This window comes from Vibrio sp. TH_r3, from assembly GCF_033101115.1.
In the GTDB taxonomy this organism is placed as follows: domain Bacteria; phylum Pseudomonadota; class Gammaproteobacteria; order Enterobacterales; family Vibrionaceae; genus Vibrio.
The window spans coordinates 34,397-50,955 of the sequence record NZ_JAWMPW010000023.1; the positions used below are offsets into that span (position 1 = coordinate 34,397).

Below are 16,559 nucleotides of genomic sequence, written 5' to 3' on the forward strand. Positions count from 1 at the left end.
AATAAATTTTACAATCTACCTATGTAATTTATACACACTCTAAGATGAGTAATAAATTATATTGGTTCTTATTTTGTTTTATTTTCAATTAAAACAGTAGCTTAAATTTTTGGCACGTTGGTTGCTATCTTATAAGTGTTGTATTAATAAAAGGAGAAAAATAATGAAACACATCTTAAGTAAAGTTGCTCTTATTACTCTAGTTACAACTGCATCTTCTACTGTTGTCGCAGACAGCATGTGGAAAGAAGATACGTTGGATGCATGGATAGATGGAAAAGCAGAAACCACTTTATTGTTGAATTCAAGTTTAAATTCTTTTGATATCAATACAGTTGTTGAAGACCAAGTTATTACTTTAACTGGATCGGTTGACAATAATACAGAAAAAGCTCTAGCGCAGGAATTAGTATCAAGTTTAGATGACGTAAAATCAGTTGATAACCAATTAACAGTAATCAATAAAAATGAACAACAAGAACAAGAAGTCATGGATGTTTTAACCGATACCAAAATTACCACAGTCGTTAAAACTCGATTATTAATGAATTCTGAAGTGAATGGTACTGACATTGATGTAGAAACAAAGGATCAAACCGTCGTATTAAAAGGTACGGTAACATCTAATAGTGAGCATGAACTCGCCTTAGCTATCGCGAAAAACACTTCAGATGTTAATAATGTAATCGATAAAATAAAAGTGACTTATTAATATCTTTATTGATTATTAGAATCGTTATTTAGCATAAATAAAATTATTACATTAATTAAATAAGCGAGATGAAATTATGATTCGTTGGGCTTTAATATTTTTTGTTGTTGCAATAGTTGCCGCTTTGTTTGGCTTTGGTGGTATTGCAGGTGCAGCAGCGACTGTAGCTAAAATAATATTTTATATCTTTGCTATCTCATTAGTTATATCGATGGTGATGATGTTAATAAATAAGAATAAACGCTAGGAGAAAATATGAATATCAAATTAATCACGTATCGTTTTTTGACTGTTATTGGTCTTGTCTTTGCCCTTGCGGCGTGTAGTGGGGAAGGCTCAATGGAAAAAGCAGGCGAAGAAGTAGATGAATTTGCACAAGATGCAGGTAATGCAATTGAAGATAGCTGCGAAAACGTAAAAGAAGAATTGGGCGCAGAAGATCAAGACTGTTAGATATCAAACTGAAATACAATTAGAACAGCTTGATTGATAAGACGTTAATTTAGATTTTACGATGACCAGATAAGGTAGGAAGTAGAAATGAAAAATATATTTGATGTACTTAAAGATAGCCATGAGAAACAAAGGTTACTTATGGATGCACTACTGAAAACCTCGGGAGATACTCAGGCAAGACGAGAGTTTTATACTAGTCTTAAACAAGAGTTAACTCATCATGCCGCGGCCGAAGAACGTCATTTTTACGCACCGCTCATTGCAAGTGATCGAGCAATTGATCTGACCCGACATGGTATTGCAGAGCATCACGTTATTGACAAAGTGATTGCTCAGCTTGATGACACTGAAATGTCTTCGCCTGCTTGGCTCACATTGATGAAAACTTTGCAGCATAAAGTGGATCATCATTTAGAGGAAGAAGAGCAGCGTTTCTTTCAAACGGCAGGAAAGGTTTTAGATAATGAACAGAAAGAAAAGTTAGCTCGACGATATGAAGCAGAGATGGCTTAGTTTCTTATTTATTTACCATCCACATCTAGCTGTAAGTGTGTTGTATTAAACAGTGAATCGCTAGTTTGAGGTAGATAAATTTAGGGGAGCGTAAATGCTCCCTTTAATTAATGCATAGAGAAATATTATGTTTATTATTAAATATTATATATTTATCGCTGTTGTTTGTTGTGTTGTAGCAATACTTAGCCCTTATTTTTTATTAAGTATGTTATTTTTATGGTGTTCATTATCTATGTCAGTAGTCAGTGCTGCTTATATTTTTGATATACCCTCAATATTCAGAAAAAGCAGTGATGGTAAAATATCTTGGTGGATTCGCTGGGCATTTATTCCTTTTTTTCTTGGTGCTAAATTATATAATGCCAAGGCAATAAAAAGAGACAAAGTTGAACCTATACAAAAAATAGCGGATAACTTGTATGTTTCTCGGCGTTTATTTCCATCTGATTTAGCCTTTCTTGATTCTCAAAATATTAATTGCATAGTCGATGTTACCGCTGAGTTTGCTGGGCTAGAAAGTGCCATGGCAGATGAAAAATTTCATTATTTCAATATTCCCGTTTTAGATCATAAAGTTCCTAAAGCACATCACTTAAAACATATGTTGAATTGGATTGATACCCAAATCAATCAATCAAAATCGGTGGTCGTTCACTGTGCGTTAGGTCGTGGTCGTTCTGTATTTGTCGTGGCAGCTTATTTGCTTGCCAAAGATACGTCACTAACTGTTGATCAGGCATTAAAGAAAATTAATGATGTACGAAGTACCGCTAGGCTAAATAACCTCCAGTTAGAAACATTGCGTGCCATTAGCGAGAAAGGGAAGCTCGGATTTCAATCTAAAAGTAGTTTGATTGTTAATCCAGTTTCTGGTGGCGGAAAGTGGCAAAAAAATGAACAGGACGTGATCAGGCAATTAACTCGGAAATATAATCTTGATATTTTGCTTACAAGTGAAGATGTATCTGCCACGACGTTAGCGAAACAGGCGATGAAGAAAAATCCAACTCAGATTATTGTATCGGGTGGTGATGGAACGGTTAGCGAAGTTGCGCAACAAATAATAACAACCGATATTAAGTTAGGTATTATCCCTTTAGGTACAGCAAATGCGCTATGTCACGTGCTATACGGATTTGCAACTAAATTAACGCCAGTAGAGAAAGCTTGTGAAGCCATTCTTTCCGGAAATACCAAAAAAATCGATGTAGCCTACTGTAATGACAAATTAATATTACTTGTTTTAGGTATCGGCTTTGAGGAACAGATGATCGATTATGCTCATCGAGAACAAAAAAATTCAATGGGACAATTCGCCTATTTAACCGGTTTTTTCAATGCGGTGGCGGATGGAAAATCTCAGCATTTTCAGTTATCTGTTAATGGAAAACCCGCTCAAGATTATGATTTACAAAGTTTAGTTATCGCTAATACCTCTCCTTTTAGTACCGTTCTTGCTCAAGGTGGAAATACGCCTGAGCCTGATGATGGTCGGTTACACGTGACCTATTTGGAAAATACTGATTCATTAGGGGATAGAGTGCTGGCTTTGTCCGACATTCTGTTCACAAGTTTTGGTGCAAAAGAACAGGCTGACCATTTTGATTATCTCTCAGCAGAACAAGTAACTATCGATTCAGATCAACCTATCGATTATGTCATTGATGGTGAACCTTATTCGGCTGATTCACTGAACATTACTATTCAGCAGCAAGCCTTAACAGTATGTGTTGCTTAATCATTCATATGTTTATTTAGATGAAACTGAGAGTAGAAAAATAAAATTTATATAAAAGAGAGGGTAGAAATGAAATTGGATATTTCTTTCGATCTTGAAAAGTTCACGCAATTAATAGAAGGGAAATTAGAAACCTGGTTAGTTGAAGCAATAAAATTAATACCAAATCTTATTGTTGCTATTATTACGCTTATTTTTTTCATTTTTATCGCTAATTTAGGCGGTAAAGTGTTCAATAATTTGAGTAATAAAGTCGTTGATTCTAACCAAGTGAATAATTTACTGTCATCCATTGTTAAAGCAGCCATTGTTGCAATCGGTTTTTTTGTTGCGCTAGATTTTATTGGTTTACAAGGGACCGTTACTTCATTACTTGCTGGTGCCGGTATTCTTGGCCTCGCTATTGGTTTTGCTTTTCAAGATATGACAGAGAACTTGATATCTGGGATAACCATGAGCATTCGTAAACCGTTTAAGATTGGCGATATTATACAATCGAATGATGTTATGGGGACGATAGTTAAAATTAATTTACGTAATACCTTAGTAGAAACCTTTTCCGGTCAACATGTGATGATTCCGAATAAGATGGTATTTCGTAATATTTTGACTAACTATAGCCGTAAAGGTGTCAGAAAAATTGAAATTCCAGTTGGTATTTCTTATGCCGATAGTCCACAAAAAGCAGCTGAAGTGATAACGGAAGCACTGAATAAAAAACCATATATTGTTAATAAACAAGATACTGCGGTTTATGCATCCAGTTTTGCAGATAGTAGTATTAATTTATTAGTTTGGTTTTGGATAGAATATCCAGGTGAGTTTGGTTATATGGATGTACAACATGATGGTATCATTACCATTCATAATAGCCTTTCTGAAGCAGGTATTACTATACCATTCCCTATACGAACATTAGATTTTGCGGCGAAAGGTGGCAAAACGTTATCTAGTTGCCTTAATCATTCATCTGATTAGGCGTTGCGGGTTAGTCTTCTCTGGATAAATGAAAAACGTCAAGTGTAAAAGCTTGACGTTTTTTGGTTTATAAGTGTTTTGCTATTTCGTCATTTTCAACTTGTAAAGCGGCGACCCAATAAGATAAAAATGAAGACATATGTTGGTTGTTAAATGTTTTGATTGTGTTTTTAAGAAAGCCTATCAGGTTGAGATTGCTTGTATACATATCATTATAATTTAATATTACAGGTGGGGCCTCTTCTATCACGTGCGTTGAATTTATATTGGTCTCTTTAATATTGAATGTGCGAATAATTTCATCAATCATTGAATGCTCTATCTTCATGAATCGACTTGCTGCTCTAAATAAATTTCCATTGCTTCGATTTTCGATTAAATTGATGCATGAGATATAATGTCTTTTCAGCTTAATTAAAACATCACCAACACCTTTATAGTGAATTTTTTCAGGTGAGTCATTCCTCTTTTTTAGTAACATATTATTACTCCTTCTCTAAGCATGTTTGATATTTTCTATCCGTACTTGATTACTAAACCTAGTTACTATCTTTTATATAAAAGCACCTTTTGTGCCAGTTTTGTTTTTATTTAAACAACGAGTTATAGCTTTATGTTTATATTTGGTTTTAATTTAATGTAAAAAATACATTTTTACATTGGTAAGTTTGAAAATATTACATAGTAAGTTGTCGTTAAGTTGTCGTTAAGTTGTTTTTTGTTCCTGGAATTCTTTTGTTTTTACTGATTTTTGGTGTTTTTTAGACCATGTGATAACTTGGCACGAACTTCGCTTATATATAATGGAGAGTTTAATAAATAATATTCATTTTTATTATTTGGTTATTAAATTAAGAATATTAAATTTATATTAACTGCAAAAGGAGAAGTGTTATGCCTAGGTCAAATACTCAACAATCAACAGCGAAGAAAAAAGCAGAAGACGCTTATGAAAAAGCAGAAGAAGCTACGGCAGAAACGGTAGAAAATATTAAAGAGCAAGTACAAGAAAAATTAGAAGCAAGTTCAGAAAGTGTCAAAAATGTAACTCAGCAAGCAGAGAACTTAATTAAAGAACGTCCTTTGCTTAGTGTTGGCTGTGCATTTTTAGCCGGCTGGGCTGTTTCAAAACTAATTAAATAGTCGTAAACAATGACGTCTACCAAAACCGGTAACTAAGAGACAACCATCATGACGACAGATAAAACGAATGATTGTTCAGCAACCGTTAATGACAAGCAGCATGACAAAGTGATGGATGATTTCAATCGCTCAGTTGCGGAATTAGATGGACTTTGGCAAGAATTGCTCAAGTTACAGGTTCATTCTAAACAATGGTCTAAATCAACGATCGAGCTGTTTTTTTTAGAGTTAAGTAACAGCGTTGCCGCTTGTAAAAGAGCGGTTGCTTGTCAGCTTATCTTCATTAGTTTATTCATGATGTTTTTATTTAGTGCTTCGGTCGGTGTTGGAGTAGTGATTTACTCCTTCACTTCTAACCTTGCCGTGAGTTACGGTGGATTTATTTTATCACTAGGTCTCATTCTTGTGGGCCTAGTGTTATTTCAAAAATACGTTATACAATTCATTGGCTTTCATCATACTAAACAACAGGTTGAGGAGGGGATAGATGTTCTCGCTCAGTTCGCGTCGAAAAAAAGTCCTAAGGAAAAGGTTGGAGGGAAAGAGTAGAGCAAGACAAGTTGCTCTTTGTCTTGGTCTGGTAGCCTTCAAAGGAAAAACATACTTTGAAAAACACCCATTACATGTATTGGCTATTGCGTTATTAGGTGGAATGGTATGTCGTCACACTAAACGACTCAATGGATCTCTGATTAATCTTAACCATATTAGTTTGGTTGCTAACACACTTAAAAACGGCGCATTAAAAAATAGCGAGTTAAAAAACAGTACAAAAAATTAAATCGTTACATCATTCAAAATTCACTGCTCATAGATAACTATACTTCTGATCCTTTTTAGGAACGCCATATTTTTAGGAACGTCAATGATGAATAAGTCTTACCACCGTGCTCTCAGTTCACTATTCATGATAGCGTCTATATTGATGATATTGGTGACGGCGTTATATGTCGCTAAACCACTTTTGCTACCTATTATAGTAGGGGCTTTTATTGCCTTATTATGTGGCCCGTTAGTTAACTATTTAGTTCGCTTTGGTATTCCTAGAATGATCAATGTTATTGCAGTTTTATTTGGTTTGGTGGCAGTTATAGGAATTGGTTTAAATATTTTGAGTGAACCAGCACAACAATGGTGGTCTAAACTCCCTCTGTTTTTAGAAAACGTTTCTAATGAAGTAAACGAAGTTACCCAAAATAGCAATGAAGATTCAGCCTCTAGTCTACTTGTGAATAGTTCGGTTTCAAACGACGGCTTAACAAATAATACCGCATTTTCAATAGTAAAGTCAGTACTTACTACTACCCCAACTATTGTTTCTCAGATGATGATAGCGTTGTTTATGGCTTATTTCATGATGAATTATGGCAGACAAATATACGCACGAGCATTGACGTTATGTACGCATTTTTCAGATAAACGAAAAGCGGTTGAGTTGGTAAAAGTCGTGCAAAAAGACCTTTCTCGGTATCTCGGCTCGATTACTCTAATTAACATAGCACTTGGGTTTATTGTTGGGTGTGTTTTCTATGCAATGGGACTCAAAGATCCTTTCTTGTGGGGCGCTTTCGCAGGCTTGATGAACTATATTCCATATCTTGGCCCTATGGTTTCAGTGACATGTTTTGCGTTAGTTTCATTTTTACAGTTTGAGTCATTGAGTTACGCGCTAACTGTTGCGGCAATTTTTTTAGCTATAAACTTAATTGAAAGCCAGATGGTGACACCAATATTATTGGGTAAGCGTTTTAGCCTAAACCCATTGATTTTATTTATCTGGTTAGTCTTCTGGGGTTGGTTATGGGGAGCGATGGGGATGTTAATTGGTGTCCCATTGTTAGTGTGTATTAATGTACTGTTCGAACAATTAGCTTATTTTCGTAAATAGAGACTTTGAAAATACAGCCTTTGAAAATATAGCTTTTTCAAATATAGCTTTTGAAAATATAGTGTTAGTCGATGAAGATTGAGACTATTCAATTGACCACTATGTTCTAACGTTTAGAATGTTCTCAATTCAAATTGTCAGGAATTAGAGCAATGGCTAAACGTCATGCTATTAATATCAGTTTTGTTTCCAAAATATCTCGCTGCCAAGAGCTCATTATGTCTCGAAGTGGCGCAGACGATTTATATGAAATTATTAAGATATTGTTTATAAAAAGTATTTGTTCTAATAAGTGGGTTGATTTTTCTCATGCCAATCAGCTACTACAAGCGAATGAAAATAAGGTTTCGGGTTTTGTAGAAGGCTCGGTCTTATTCGTAATGGGCCATGATGTATTCGATGATTGCTGGCAAGTGTTAAGTGATGAAGACACCAATCGACTCGATTACTATACATTTGACGCGGTATTTGAACAATTAACATCACATAAGTACAAGTCGAATAAAGGGCAATATTTTACGCCACGTAATGTGGTCGATTTCTGCATTCAATCGTTAAATATTAGTAAAGGAAGTTCGGTGTGTGATCCTGCTTGTGGCAGCGGTTCTTTTTTGAAATCGAGTTATGATTATCTCGATGGAGTAGGAACATTTTTTGGCTATGATATCTCCTCACGCGCAGTAAAAGTATCTAATTTGATGTCGTATTTGTTATGTGACAATGCTCTATATATTACTCAGCTGGATTCATTAGAAAAAAACCATCATGACATTACGGCTCGCTATGATGTGATTGTTGCTAATCCACCTTTTGCCGGTGATGTAACAGACAGCCGTTATGTTAAAAGTTATGAATTGGCCGCTATGTCTAAAGGGCGAGTAGAAAGAGATGTGCTGTTTTTAGAGCGATGTGTCCATCTGTTAAAGCCTAATGGGAAATTAGCGATTATTTTACCAGACAATAAAGTTTCTTCATCACGATTTAGCTATGTTAGACAATGGCTTTTATCCCATCTAGCGGTCAAAGCGGTGGTGAGTTTGGACGCGAATACCTTCAAACCTTATACCAGCCAAAAAGCGGCAGTGATTTTTGCACAAAAATTAGAAAGCACTCAAAACACCATCGCTTTTTATGTCTCTTCTCAGTCTGGAAAAAATGCTTCTGGGGAGTTTATTGTGGTAGACGATAATATTCAGCAAGATTTAGGCGAAATTGGGGACGATATCATTCCTCTTTGGGAGGAAAAATGAAGAAGTCTCTGATTAATTGTGCTGATTTAGGTAAGCATTTCTACTTGTCTCCCGAGTATTGGTATTCAAAAAAAACAGCAACAGAGAGCTTGCAAGGGACTGAATTAATAGAGATAGCTAGTTTGGTTAAAAAAGGCAGCAAACCTGATTTACAACGAAGCTTAGTATTAGATACCTCATGCGCCGATAAAGGTTTACTGCATATTTCTCCTTTTTTATTTGCAACCAGTAAAACAAGTAAGAGTTATAAAAAAAGGGTAGAAGAAGGCGTGGTACTAGTCTCTAGACTGCGTTCTTATTTGATGCAAGTAACCTATATTCCACATGGTATAAAGCAACGATTGGACGTTGATACTCTGTATTGTTCAACGGAGTTTTATATATTAAAACCTAAAGTTAAAGGGGATGAGATTGCTTTTTTAGTACCATGGTTACTGAGTGAGTCAGTGCAGAAAATTTTTACTGATGCGACAGTAGGTGGACATCATCCCCGTTTTGGAGATGATTTATTAATGAGCTTGAAAATCCCTACATATTATATCGACAATAAACAGCAGTTGAATGATAAAGTGGTAACGTGCATAAATACTAGTGTAGATTCGCAGATGACAATGCGAAACCTAGTTAATTAGTTAATTAGTTAAATGGGTTAATTAACTAAACCAAGCAAGTTTCTCATGCAGTTGTGTTACCGAACCAATGATTATAAGCGCAGGGCTTTGAGCTTTTTCCGCTAATTGAGGTAAGTTCTCTAACGTTCCAGTGTACACTTTTTGTGTATCTCTAGTGCCGTTTTCAATAATGGCACAAGAGGTTTCGCTTGATAAACCATGTGTGATAAGCCGAGTTTGGATGTTTTTGCACTGTTTCAAACCCATATAAAAAACTAATGTATGGTTAGTTTGAGCGAGTGAAGGCCAATCGATATCCTGACCATTTTGTTTTAGGTGGCCGGTTACAAATTGAATACTTTGAGCATGGTCTCGATGTGTCAATGGGATGCCGGCATAAGCTGTTGCTCCCGCTGCGGCTGTAATTCCCGGTACCACTTGGTAAGCTACATCATTTTCGGCCAGTGTTTCTAACTCTTCTCCTCCACGACCAAAGATAAAAGGATCCCCTCCTTTTAGCCTTACCACGTGTTTCCCTTCTTGAGCTTTTGTCACTAGTAGTTGATTGATCTCGTCTTGAGGAACACAGTGAAAATCCAGTTTCTTTCCGACGTAAATCATTTCTGCATTATCGCTGGCTAGCGAAAGAATATCGCTAGAGACCAACCGATCATAAACAACCACATCTGCCGTTTGAATGACTTTTAGACCTTTAACCGTTAATAAATCTGGATCGCCAGGACCAGCACCAACTAATGATACTAGTCCATTAATTCCTGATGCGTTAAATTGAGATACCATCGAATTACCTGTTTTCGTGTAATGTGCTTAAGAGCAGAACCCTTAAAGTGTATCTGCTCTTACAGATAAGGCATTTTATAGCGTTAATCTATTATATAATAGCGTTAATTTATTACGATTGAGCGTGTTGGTAATCCACTTGCGCCTCTTTCACTGGGCGTTCAGCTTTAGGTGTCGAATACCAATAACCCAAGCCCATAAAGACAGCACCAGATACCGCATTACCTAAAGATACCCACAATAAGTTGTGTCCGATACCTGACATTGAATAGCCTTCGGCAGAATGACCAAACCATGAAAGAGCAAATATGGTCATATTAGCAATGGAATGCTCGTAGCCAGAGGCGATAAACGCAACTAAACACCACCAAATTGCGATAAAACGACCTGCGCCAGTTTCACGTTGGCACATCCAAATAGCCAAACATACTAGCCAGTTACATAAAATACCTTTGAAAAACAGTATCATTGCTGGTGCAGTCGTTTTGGCCAAAGCGACTTTATGAATTAAACTTGTTGCATCAGGTAGCAATTTACCACCGCCAGCATAGAGATATAACCAAGCAACAAAAACAGAGCCGATTAAATTCCCTAACCAAGTCATCGGTAAAATAGTAGCATTATCAGTCCAGGTTATTTGTCCAGTTTTAGCACCAAAAGCCAGAAACATAGTGTGTCCAGTGTATAGTTCAGAACCCGCCATAATCACTAGAGTAAGAGCAATACCAAAAAATGACCCCATGACTAATGGACGTATTGATGGTTCGACTAAATTTCCCAAAGTAAAAATTAATATAATACCTAGTCCAACATAAGCTCCTGCCATTGCAGAGCTAATCCAAAACCCTAACGGATTGTCTTTTAGTAAATTTTTAATGCGTAGTGCGTTGTCACCACATTTTTTTATCGGTTCTGCGTACATTTGGTCTTTCCTTTAAATTTAAAATCAAATAGAGAGAGGCTCCTAATATCCAAATACATTGGAGAAACCTCTTAGCTATTTAATCTCGCACTTCTTAGCTATTTAGACTAGAACTGGTCAATTGGGTTATCTTCGAATTTTTAGGTAAATAAAAAGACGACTCTAGCCAGAAATTTCTACAATACCGGTTGCTACGCGAGCTTTGTAAGCTTTGATATTAAAGCGTTCATCTTCCATACACGCTCCCGTTTTTAGATTGAAACGTTGCTTTTTAAGCGGACTTGCTACCCAAAGTTCACCATTATGCTCAGCGACTAAGCCTCTCGAAAGTACATTCGATTGCAGAAATGGGTCGGTATTACTGATGGCGAAAACTTCTTCCGCTTCAGTTGGTCGGAAAATGGCGATTTGTTGGTCATCGATAAGTGCACATACACCTGTTCCCGGGATGATGTCATTGATGTCACAGACTTGTTGATAAGACATAATTATTTCTCCAGCTCTACATGTAGAATGTTGCCTTTGGCATAAGGTTTTTTCTCAGCCAAGGTTGCAGGTCTATGTTGGTCACGCTCAGGTACAAACACCACATTGTCATCTCGTTTGTCGCTATTAATAAAGTGAGCAAAGCGTTGTGTTGGATTTGGTTGAGATTGGTCATTGATAGTTTCTGTCCATTCACAAGCATACTGTTCAATCAGATTAGCAATGTGTGTTTCTAGCTGATCATTGAGACCAAGTTTGTCATTGACAATGACATCACGTAAATAATCGATGCCACCTTCCATGTTTTCTAACCAGACAGAGGTTCTTTGAAGTGGCGCGGCTGTACGAATGTAGAACATCATAAAACGGTCGATGTACTTGGTGAGTGTTTCTTTGTCTAAATCTGTTGCTAGTAAATCACCATGACGTGGTTTCATTCCGCCATTGCCACAAACATACATATTCCATCCGGCATCCGTTGCAATAATACCAAGGTCTTTACCTTGTGCTTCTGCACATTCGCGAGTACAACCCGACACACCAAATTTCATTTTGTGCGGAGTACGAATACCTTTATATCGATTCTCCAAATAAGAGCCTAAGCCAACAGAATCTTGCACACCGTAGCGACACCATGTTGAGCCAACACAGGTTTTGGCCATACGCAATGCTTTAGCGTAGGCTTGACCAGTTTCGAATCCTGCTTGAATTAATTTGCCCCAAATCGTTGGTAGATCATCTTTTTGCGCACCAAATAAGCCGACTCTTTGTGCCCCGGTTATTTTGGTATAAAGGTTATATTCTTGTGCCACTGCGGCTAGGGCGGCTAAGGCTTTTGGTGTAACTTCACCTCCTGCCATACGTGGGATAACAGAGTAGGTTCCATCTTTTTGGATATTGCCAAGAAAGTTATCGTTTGTGTCATGCAGTTTTACGTGCTGTGGCTTGAGAATATGCTCTCCCCAACAAGAGGCTAGGATAGAACCCACCAATGGTTTACAAACCTCACAACCGTAACCTGTTCCGTACTTTTTAATCAGTTCATCGAAGGTTTTTATTTCTTCAATACGGATTAAATGGAGTAACTCTTGACGAGAATAAGCAAAGTGCTCGCAAATGTTGTTAGTGACTTCTACGCCTGATTTGACCAATTCTGCATTCAGTACCGAAGTAACTAAAGGTATACAACCACCACAGCCAGTACCAGCGCCCGTGACGGCTTTAATATCTGCCAGAGTATGGTGACCGTCGGCGACCGCTTGTGATATTTTTGCTTTGGTGACGTCAAAACATGAACAAATTACGGCTGTTTCAGGTAATGAATCTGCACCAAGTGTTGGTTTTTCTGCGCCTGCGTGTGCAGGTAAGATTAGGCTATCTGGATGCTCAGGAAGATCAATCGCGTTGAGTTTTAATTGTAATAAATCACCATAATCCGAAGTATCACCAACTAAAACTGCACCTAAAAGCTGCTTACCATCCTCGGAAACGATAATACGTTTATAGATATCTTGTTCTTCATTTTGATAGACATAGCTTTTGCATCCTGGAGTACGACCATTGGCATCGCCAATAGACCCAACTTTTACGCCTAACAGTTTAAGTTTTGCGCTCATGTCAGCGCCTTCAAATTGGCTTTCAGGGTTTATTTCGTTTTCGTTACTGGCTAAATTGCTTTGACTGTTAATTAAGTGGTCAACGGCGACTGTTGCCATTTTATAGCCGGGAGCAACTAGGCCAAAGAACGTCCCATTCCATGATGCACACTCGCCGATAGCATAAATATTATGATCAGAGGTTTGACAATAATTGTTAATAGCAACGCCACCACGTGATGCGATATCCAGTTCCATCTGTCGTGCCAATTTGTCTTGTGGGCGAATGCCCGCAGAAAAGACAATAAAGTCGATTTCAAGCTCCGTATCATCAGCAAATTTCATTGTGTTACGGGCACTTTTCCCTGTAGGAAGGATCTCAAGTGTATTTTTGTTGGTGTGGACTTTTACACCCATACGTTCAATTTTACTGCGTAACTGATTGCCACCTTGAGGATCGAGTTGTTCAGCCATTAATACTGGTGCAAATTCTACGACATGAGTTTCAACACCTAATGCTTTTAACGCACCTGCCGCTTCTAAACCAAGTAAACCACCCCCGATAACAACACCGTTTTTGCTTTTACTTGCGCAATTTTCAATGGCTTTTAAATCTTCAATAGTTCTATAAACAAAACAATCTTTATTATCGTTACCTTTGATTGGCGGTACAAAAGGATAAGAACCGGTTGCCAATACGAGTTTGTCGTATTGAATTTCTCGACCAGAGCTTGAATATACCGTTTGGTTCTCTCGACTGACGTTGATCGCTCGTTCACCGATTAAAACCGTAATATTGTGTTTTTGGTAAAAGCCTTCTTTAACCAGTGATAGCTCGTCTGCGGTATGGTGTGAAAAATAAGAAGAAAGATGAACTCGGTCATACGCAACTCTAGGCTCTTCACAAAAAACAGTAATATCAAACTCTGATGCATTTGTTTTATCAATTAAATCTTCGATATATCGATGGCCAACCATGCCATTGCCGATGACAACTAGCTTCAACTTGCTCATTTGGTTTCCTAAGGTTTTATTTTAGCTTGAGCGTATTGTTGGCCATGAAATAAAATTTAAAAATGATGTAAATCAATTACGAAATCAAACTATCCTAAAGTGGTATGAATGAGAGGTTAAGCGTAAAGTTGAGTAAAATCAGCTATTTGTATGACTAATAAAATTAATTATTTGGTTGTAAAATTACAGAATGGAAAGTTTGCGATTGTAATGTTACAGGATGGGGTGCGGTATTTTGTGTTATTTTTCACTAAGTTGAAAAAAGAAAAGGCAAACAGTTAGTTGCCTTTTCAATGGAAATACTATTTTGATTGTTACCACATAAGATCATCTGGTATGACAAATTCAGCATAGGGATCGTCTTCTGCGAGTGATTCTTCGGAAGAAGATTTATTTTCTATAACGGCTTCAGCATCTCTTTCTGCAATTTTATAAGCAACCGAAGATGGGATCACTGCGTAGCTATTGGCGGATTTCGCTATAGATAAAACACCGCTAATCAATTGAGCTCTTATTTCGGCAGTTACATAAACAGATTTAACAAGGGTTCCATCAGTAAAGTTGTATTTTATTTCTCCATGCGCTAAATCAACTTGATTCATTTCGATAAGCTGTTTGACTTGTGCTTTCATCTCTTTACTGAGTTGTTGCTGTGCCCTTTGTTCACTGAGTTCTTTATCCCGTTGCCGTTGAACCTGCTTCTGCTCTTCTACTGCAGCTTTTGCTTCACGAGCTTGAACCCTTGATTTTTTCGAGCCCTTTTGGGCCTTTTTTAGTTTTTTCTCATTGACTAATCCAGCTTTTAGCAACTGGTCTTGTAAGCTTAATTTTGCCATTGTTATTCCAAGTTAGTTTTTGGCTATTTTCTCATTTATTGCTGCAATTACCAGCCATAATCAATTAGCAAATTTAAATATTCTAACATTGCTTGATGATATTGATAAAAATTCCCATTGTGGGATTCTACCGCCCCTTGCCGTCTTTTCAAAAATTAGTTGAATTAACACGACCGTTTCAGCTCAAATTGTTAACCGAGTTATAGTGGGCAATGTAGATTTAAATAATGCTTATTATATTTGAATCTCATTTTACTTAAGAGTGTTAAGTGGGGGGGATCGAAAGTAATGAATCATCTATATGGCAAACCAACTCAAAGTGATGGTACCAAAGCAATGATTAAGGAAATCATCAGAAAATTTAACTAAATTAAACTATTTTAAGTATTAAGTTAGTAAAAAAGTTCCGTGGCTATATCGCCAAATGGTAAATTTTGTTTTTCTTTCTCGAAATTGAGACGAAAGAGTGAAATTATGTGTTAAATTAGCATATAGTTGAAACACTTATGGATACTTTTTATTAATATGAGTAGCCTATACTTGAGTGTAGAAATATAAATGCACAAACAAAAAATTTAAAAGGAATAGTTATGAATAAGTCAGTACTACTTGCATCAACTTTATTGGTACTTTCACCACAGTTTGCTCAAGCAGAACCTTATGTTGGTGCTAAATTAGGTCATTCTTGGTTAGAAGGTTCTTGTCCTACCGATAAGTCATGTAGTGATGATCATTTTGCTGGTGGTGTATACGGTGGATATGACTTTACCGATATGTTTGGTTTCGAAGTAGGATTTGACTATTTAGGTGATTTTGCTACTGAAATCGATAAGCCAATGAAAGCATTTACGGTTGCTCCTAAACTTATGATTCCTGTTGGGGATCTAGATTTGTTCGGTAAAATTGGTACAGCAAGAATTGATTATGGTGATGTGAATGACACTGTAATGTTAACTGCTGTTGGTGCTGAATACGGATTTTCTGACAATGTTTTCGGTCGATTTGAATACCAACGACTTAACAATATCACTGCAGGTATTGTAGATAACTTGAATGTTAATTCTTTATTTTTGGGCTTGACTTATAAGTTTGGCGCAAGCGAAGAGCCAACACCAATGATTGTTGAAGAACCTGCACCAGTTGTTGCTGAGCCAGTTGCAGTTGTTGAAGAACCAGCACCTCAACCAAAATTATTTCAAGAGTTTGGCGTAGAGTTATTTGATAATGATAGTGCTAAATTAGCTGATAATAGTGAGCAGTACTTTGATTGGTTAGTAAGTGTTATGAAAAAATATCCACAAGCTAATGTTAGCATTATTGGTCACACTGATTCAGTAGGCTCAGAAGAATACAACCAAGTATTGTCCGAAAAACGTGCTGGTGTTGTAGCTGACTACTTGTATTCGCAAGGGATTGAAGAGTCACGCGTTACTGTTTCTGGTATGGGCGAAGCCGAACCTAAAGCTTCAAATGATACTGCCGAAGGCCGTATGGAAAACCGTCGTGTTGAAGTTATCGTCGACCAATTTGAAATCACTGAGTAGTTAATTGAAGTTTTAAGTTATTATCTTTAACTATTGACTTTATTGATAAAGAAGACTGAGCCTTTGCTT

Annotated in this window: 19 protein-coding genes; 13 read left to right on the forward strand and 6 right to left on the reverse strand. The window is 36.9% G+C overall.

Translation table 11 applies throughout. The features are described 5' to 3' along the window. Positions 1–163: 163 nt before the first annotated feature. The 6 genes from R3X26_RS15595 (at position 164) to R3X26_RS15620 (ending at position 4,400) form a co-directional block, all read left to right on the forward strand. Positions 164–712 (forward strand): BON domain-containing protein, encoded by a 549-nt coding sequence (locus tag R3X26_RS15595; RefSeq protein WP_317718251.1) that lies wholly within the window; start codon positions 164–166, stop codon positions 710–712. Between the two features lie 76 nt (positions 713–788). Next, on the forward strand, positions 789–959 hold the full coding sequence (locus tag R3X26_RS15600) for a DUF1328 domain-containing protein (protein WP_317718252.1): 171 nt from the start codon (positions 789–791) through the stop codon (positions 957–959). Positions 960–967: 8 nt separating this feature from the next. Beyond that, entirely contained in the window at positions 968–1,165 is a 198-nt protein-coding gene (locus R3X26_RS15605) for a hypothetical protein (protein ID WP_317718253.1), read from the forward strand. A gap of 87 nt (positions 1,166–1,252) precedes the next feature. After that, positions 1,253–1,681, forward strand: coding sequence for a hemerythrin domain-containing protein (locus R3X26_RS15610; protein ID WP_317718254.1), 429 nt, complete (start codon positions 1,253–1,255; stop codon positions 1,679–1,681). Positions 1,682–1,808: 127 nt separating this feature from the next. After that, on the forward strand, positions 1,809–3,422 hold the full coding sequence (locus R3X26_RS15615; RefSeq protein WP_317718255.1) for a diacylglycerol kinase family protein: 1,614 nt from the start codon (positions 1,809–1,811) through the stop codon (positions 3,420–3,422). A 69-nt stretch (positions 3,423–3,491) separates the two neighbouring features. Continuing rightward, positions 3,492–4,400: a mechanosensitive ion channel family protein gene (locus R3X26_RS15620; protein ID WP_317718256.1), complete on the forward strand. Its 909-nt coding sequence runs from the start codon at positions 3,492–3,494 to the stop codon at positions 4,398–4,400. A gap of 67 nt (positions 4,401–4,467) precedes the next feature. On the opposite strand, the gene R3X26_RS15625 is transcribed toward R3X26_RS15620, so the two are convergent. After that, entirely contained in the window at positions 4,468–4,881 is a 414-nt protein-coding gene (locus R3X26_RS15625) for a hypothetical protein (protein ID WP_317718257.1), read from the reverse strand. 413 nt (positions 4,882–5,294) lie between these two features. On the opposite strand from R3X26_RS15625, the gene R3X26_RS15630 reads away from it, so the two are divergent. The 6 genes from R3X26_RS15630 (at position 5,295) to R3X26_RS15655 (ending at position 9,313) form a co-directional block, all read left to right on the forward strand. Further along, positions 5,295–5,543 carry a hypothetical protein gene (locus R3X26_RS15630; protein ID WP_317718258.1) on the forward strand — a complete coding sequence of 83 codons (249 nt, stop codon included), beginning with the start codon at positions 5,295–5,297 and terminating at the stop codon, positions 5,541–5,543. A gap of 48 nt (positions 5,544–5,591) precedes the next feature. After that, positions 5,592–6,092, forward strand: coding sequence for a hypothetical protein (locus tag R3X26_RS15635; protein WP_317718259.1), 501 nt, complete (start codon positions 5,592–5,594; stop codon positions 6,090–6,092). After that, positions 6,076–6,324 carry a hypothetical protein gene (locus tag R3X26_RS15640; RefSeq protein ID WP_317718260.1) on the forward strand — a complete coding sequence of 83 codons (249 nt, stop codon included), beginning with the start codon at positions 6,076–6,078 and terminating at the stop codon, positions 6,322–6,324. The genes R3X26_RS15635 and R3X26_RS15640 overlap by 17 nt, the downstream gene beginning before the upstream one ends. An 84-nt stretch (positions 6,325–6,408) precedes the next feature. After that, on the forward strand, positions 6,409–7,431 hold the full coding sequence (locus R3X26_RS15645) for an AI-2E family transporter (protein WP_317718261.1): 1,023 nt from the start codon (positions 6,409–6,411) through the stop codon (positions 7,429–7,431). Between the two features lie 152 nt (positions 7,432–7,583). Then, a complete protein-coding gene (locus R3X26_RS15650) occupies positions 7,584–8,681 on the forward strand; it encodes a class I SAM-dependent DNA methyltransferase (RefSeq protein WP_317718262.1) in 1,098 nt (365 codons plus the stop codon). Then, positions 8,678–9,313, forward strand: coding sequence for a hypothetical protein (locus R3X26_RS15655; RefSeq protein WP_317718263.1), 636 nt, complete (start codon positions 8,678–8,680; stop codon positions 9,311–9,313). Before R3X26_RS15650 ends, R3X26_RS15655 begins: the two co-directional genes overlap by 4 nt. A 21-nt stretch (positions 9,314–9,334) precedes the next feature. Here R3X26_RS15655 and cobA read toward each other — a convergent pair whose 3' ends face one another. The 5 genes from cobA to R3X26_RS15680 all read right to left on the reverse strand — a co-directional run bounded on the left by cobA (position 9,335) and on the right by R3X26_RS15680 (position 14,946). Beyond that, the gene (gene cobA / locus R3X26_RS15660; RefSeq protein WP_317718264.1) at positions 9,335–10,093 is read right to left on the reverse strand and encodes a uroporphyrinogen-III C-methyltransferase; all 759 of its coding nucleotides are present in this window, start codon (positions 10,091–10,093) and stop codon (positions 9,335–9,337) included. 112 nt (positions 10,094–10,205) lie between these two features. Then, complete coding sequence (nirC, locus tag R3X26_RS15665) at positions 10,206–11,015, reverse strand: nitrite transporter NirC (protein ID WP_317718265.1); 810 nt, start codon at positions 11,013–11,015, stop codon at positions 10,206–10,208. Positions 11,016–11,177: 162 nt separating this feature from the next. After that, on the reverse strand, positions 11,178–11,501 hold the full coding sequence (gene nirD / locus R3X26_RS15670; RefSeq protein WP_317718267.1) for a nitrite reductase small subunit NirD: 324 nt from the start codon (positions 11,499–11,501) through the stop codon (positions 11,178–11,180). A 2-nt stretch (positions 11,502–11,503) separates the two neighbouring features. Continuing rightward, positions 11,504–14,110: a nitrite reductase large subunit NirB gene (nirB, locus tag R3X26_RS15675; protein ID WP_317718268.1), complete on the reverse strand. Its 2,607-nt coding sequence runs from the start codon at positions 14,108–14,110 to the stop codon at positions 11,504–11,506. Between the two features lie 314 nt (positions 14,111–14,424). Beyond that, positions 14,425–14,946, reverse strand: coding sequence for a DUF2058 domain-containing protein (locus R3X26_RS15680; protein WP_317718269.1), 522 nt, complete (start codon positions 14,944–14,946; stop codon positions 14,425–14,427). A 590-nt stretch (positions 14,947–15,536) separates the two neighbouring features. On the opposite strand from R3X26_RS15680, the gene R3X26_RS15685 reads away from it, so the two are divergent. Further along, positions 15,537–16,490, forward strand: coding sequence for an OmpA family protein (locus tag R3X26_RS15685; RefSeq protein WP_317718270.1), 954 nt, complete (start codon positions 15,537–15,539; stop codon positions 16,488–16,490). Positions 16,491–16,559 lie beyond the last annotated feature (69 nt).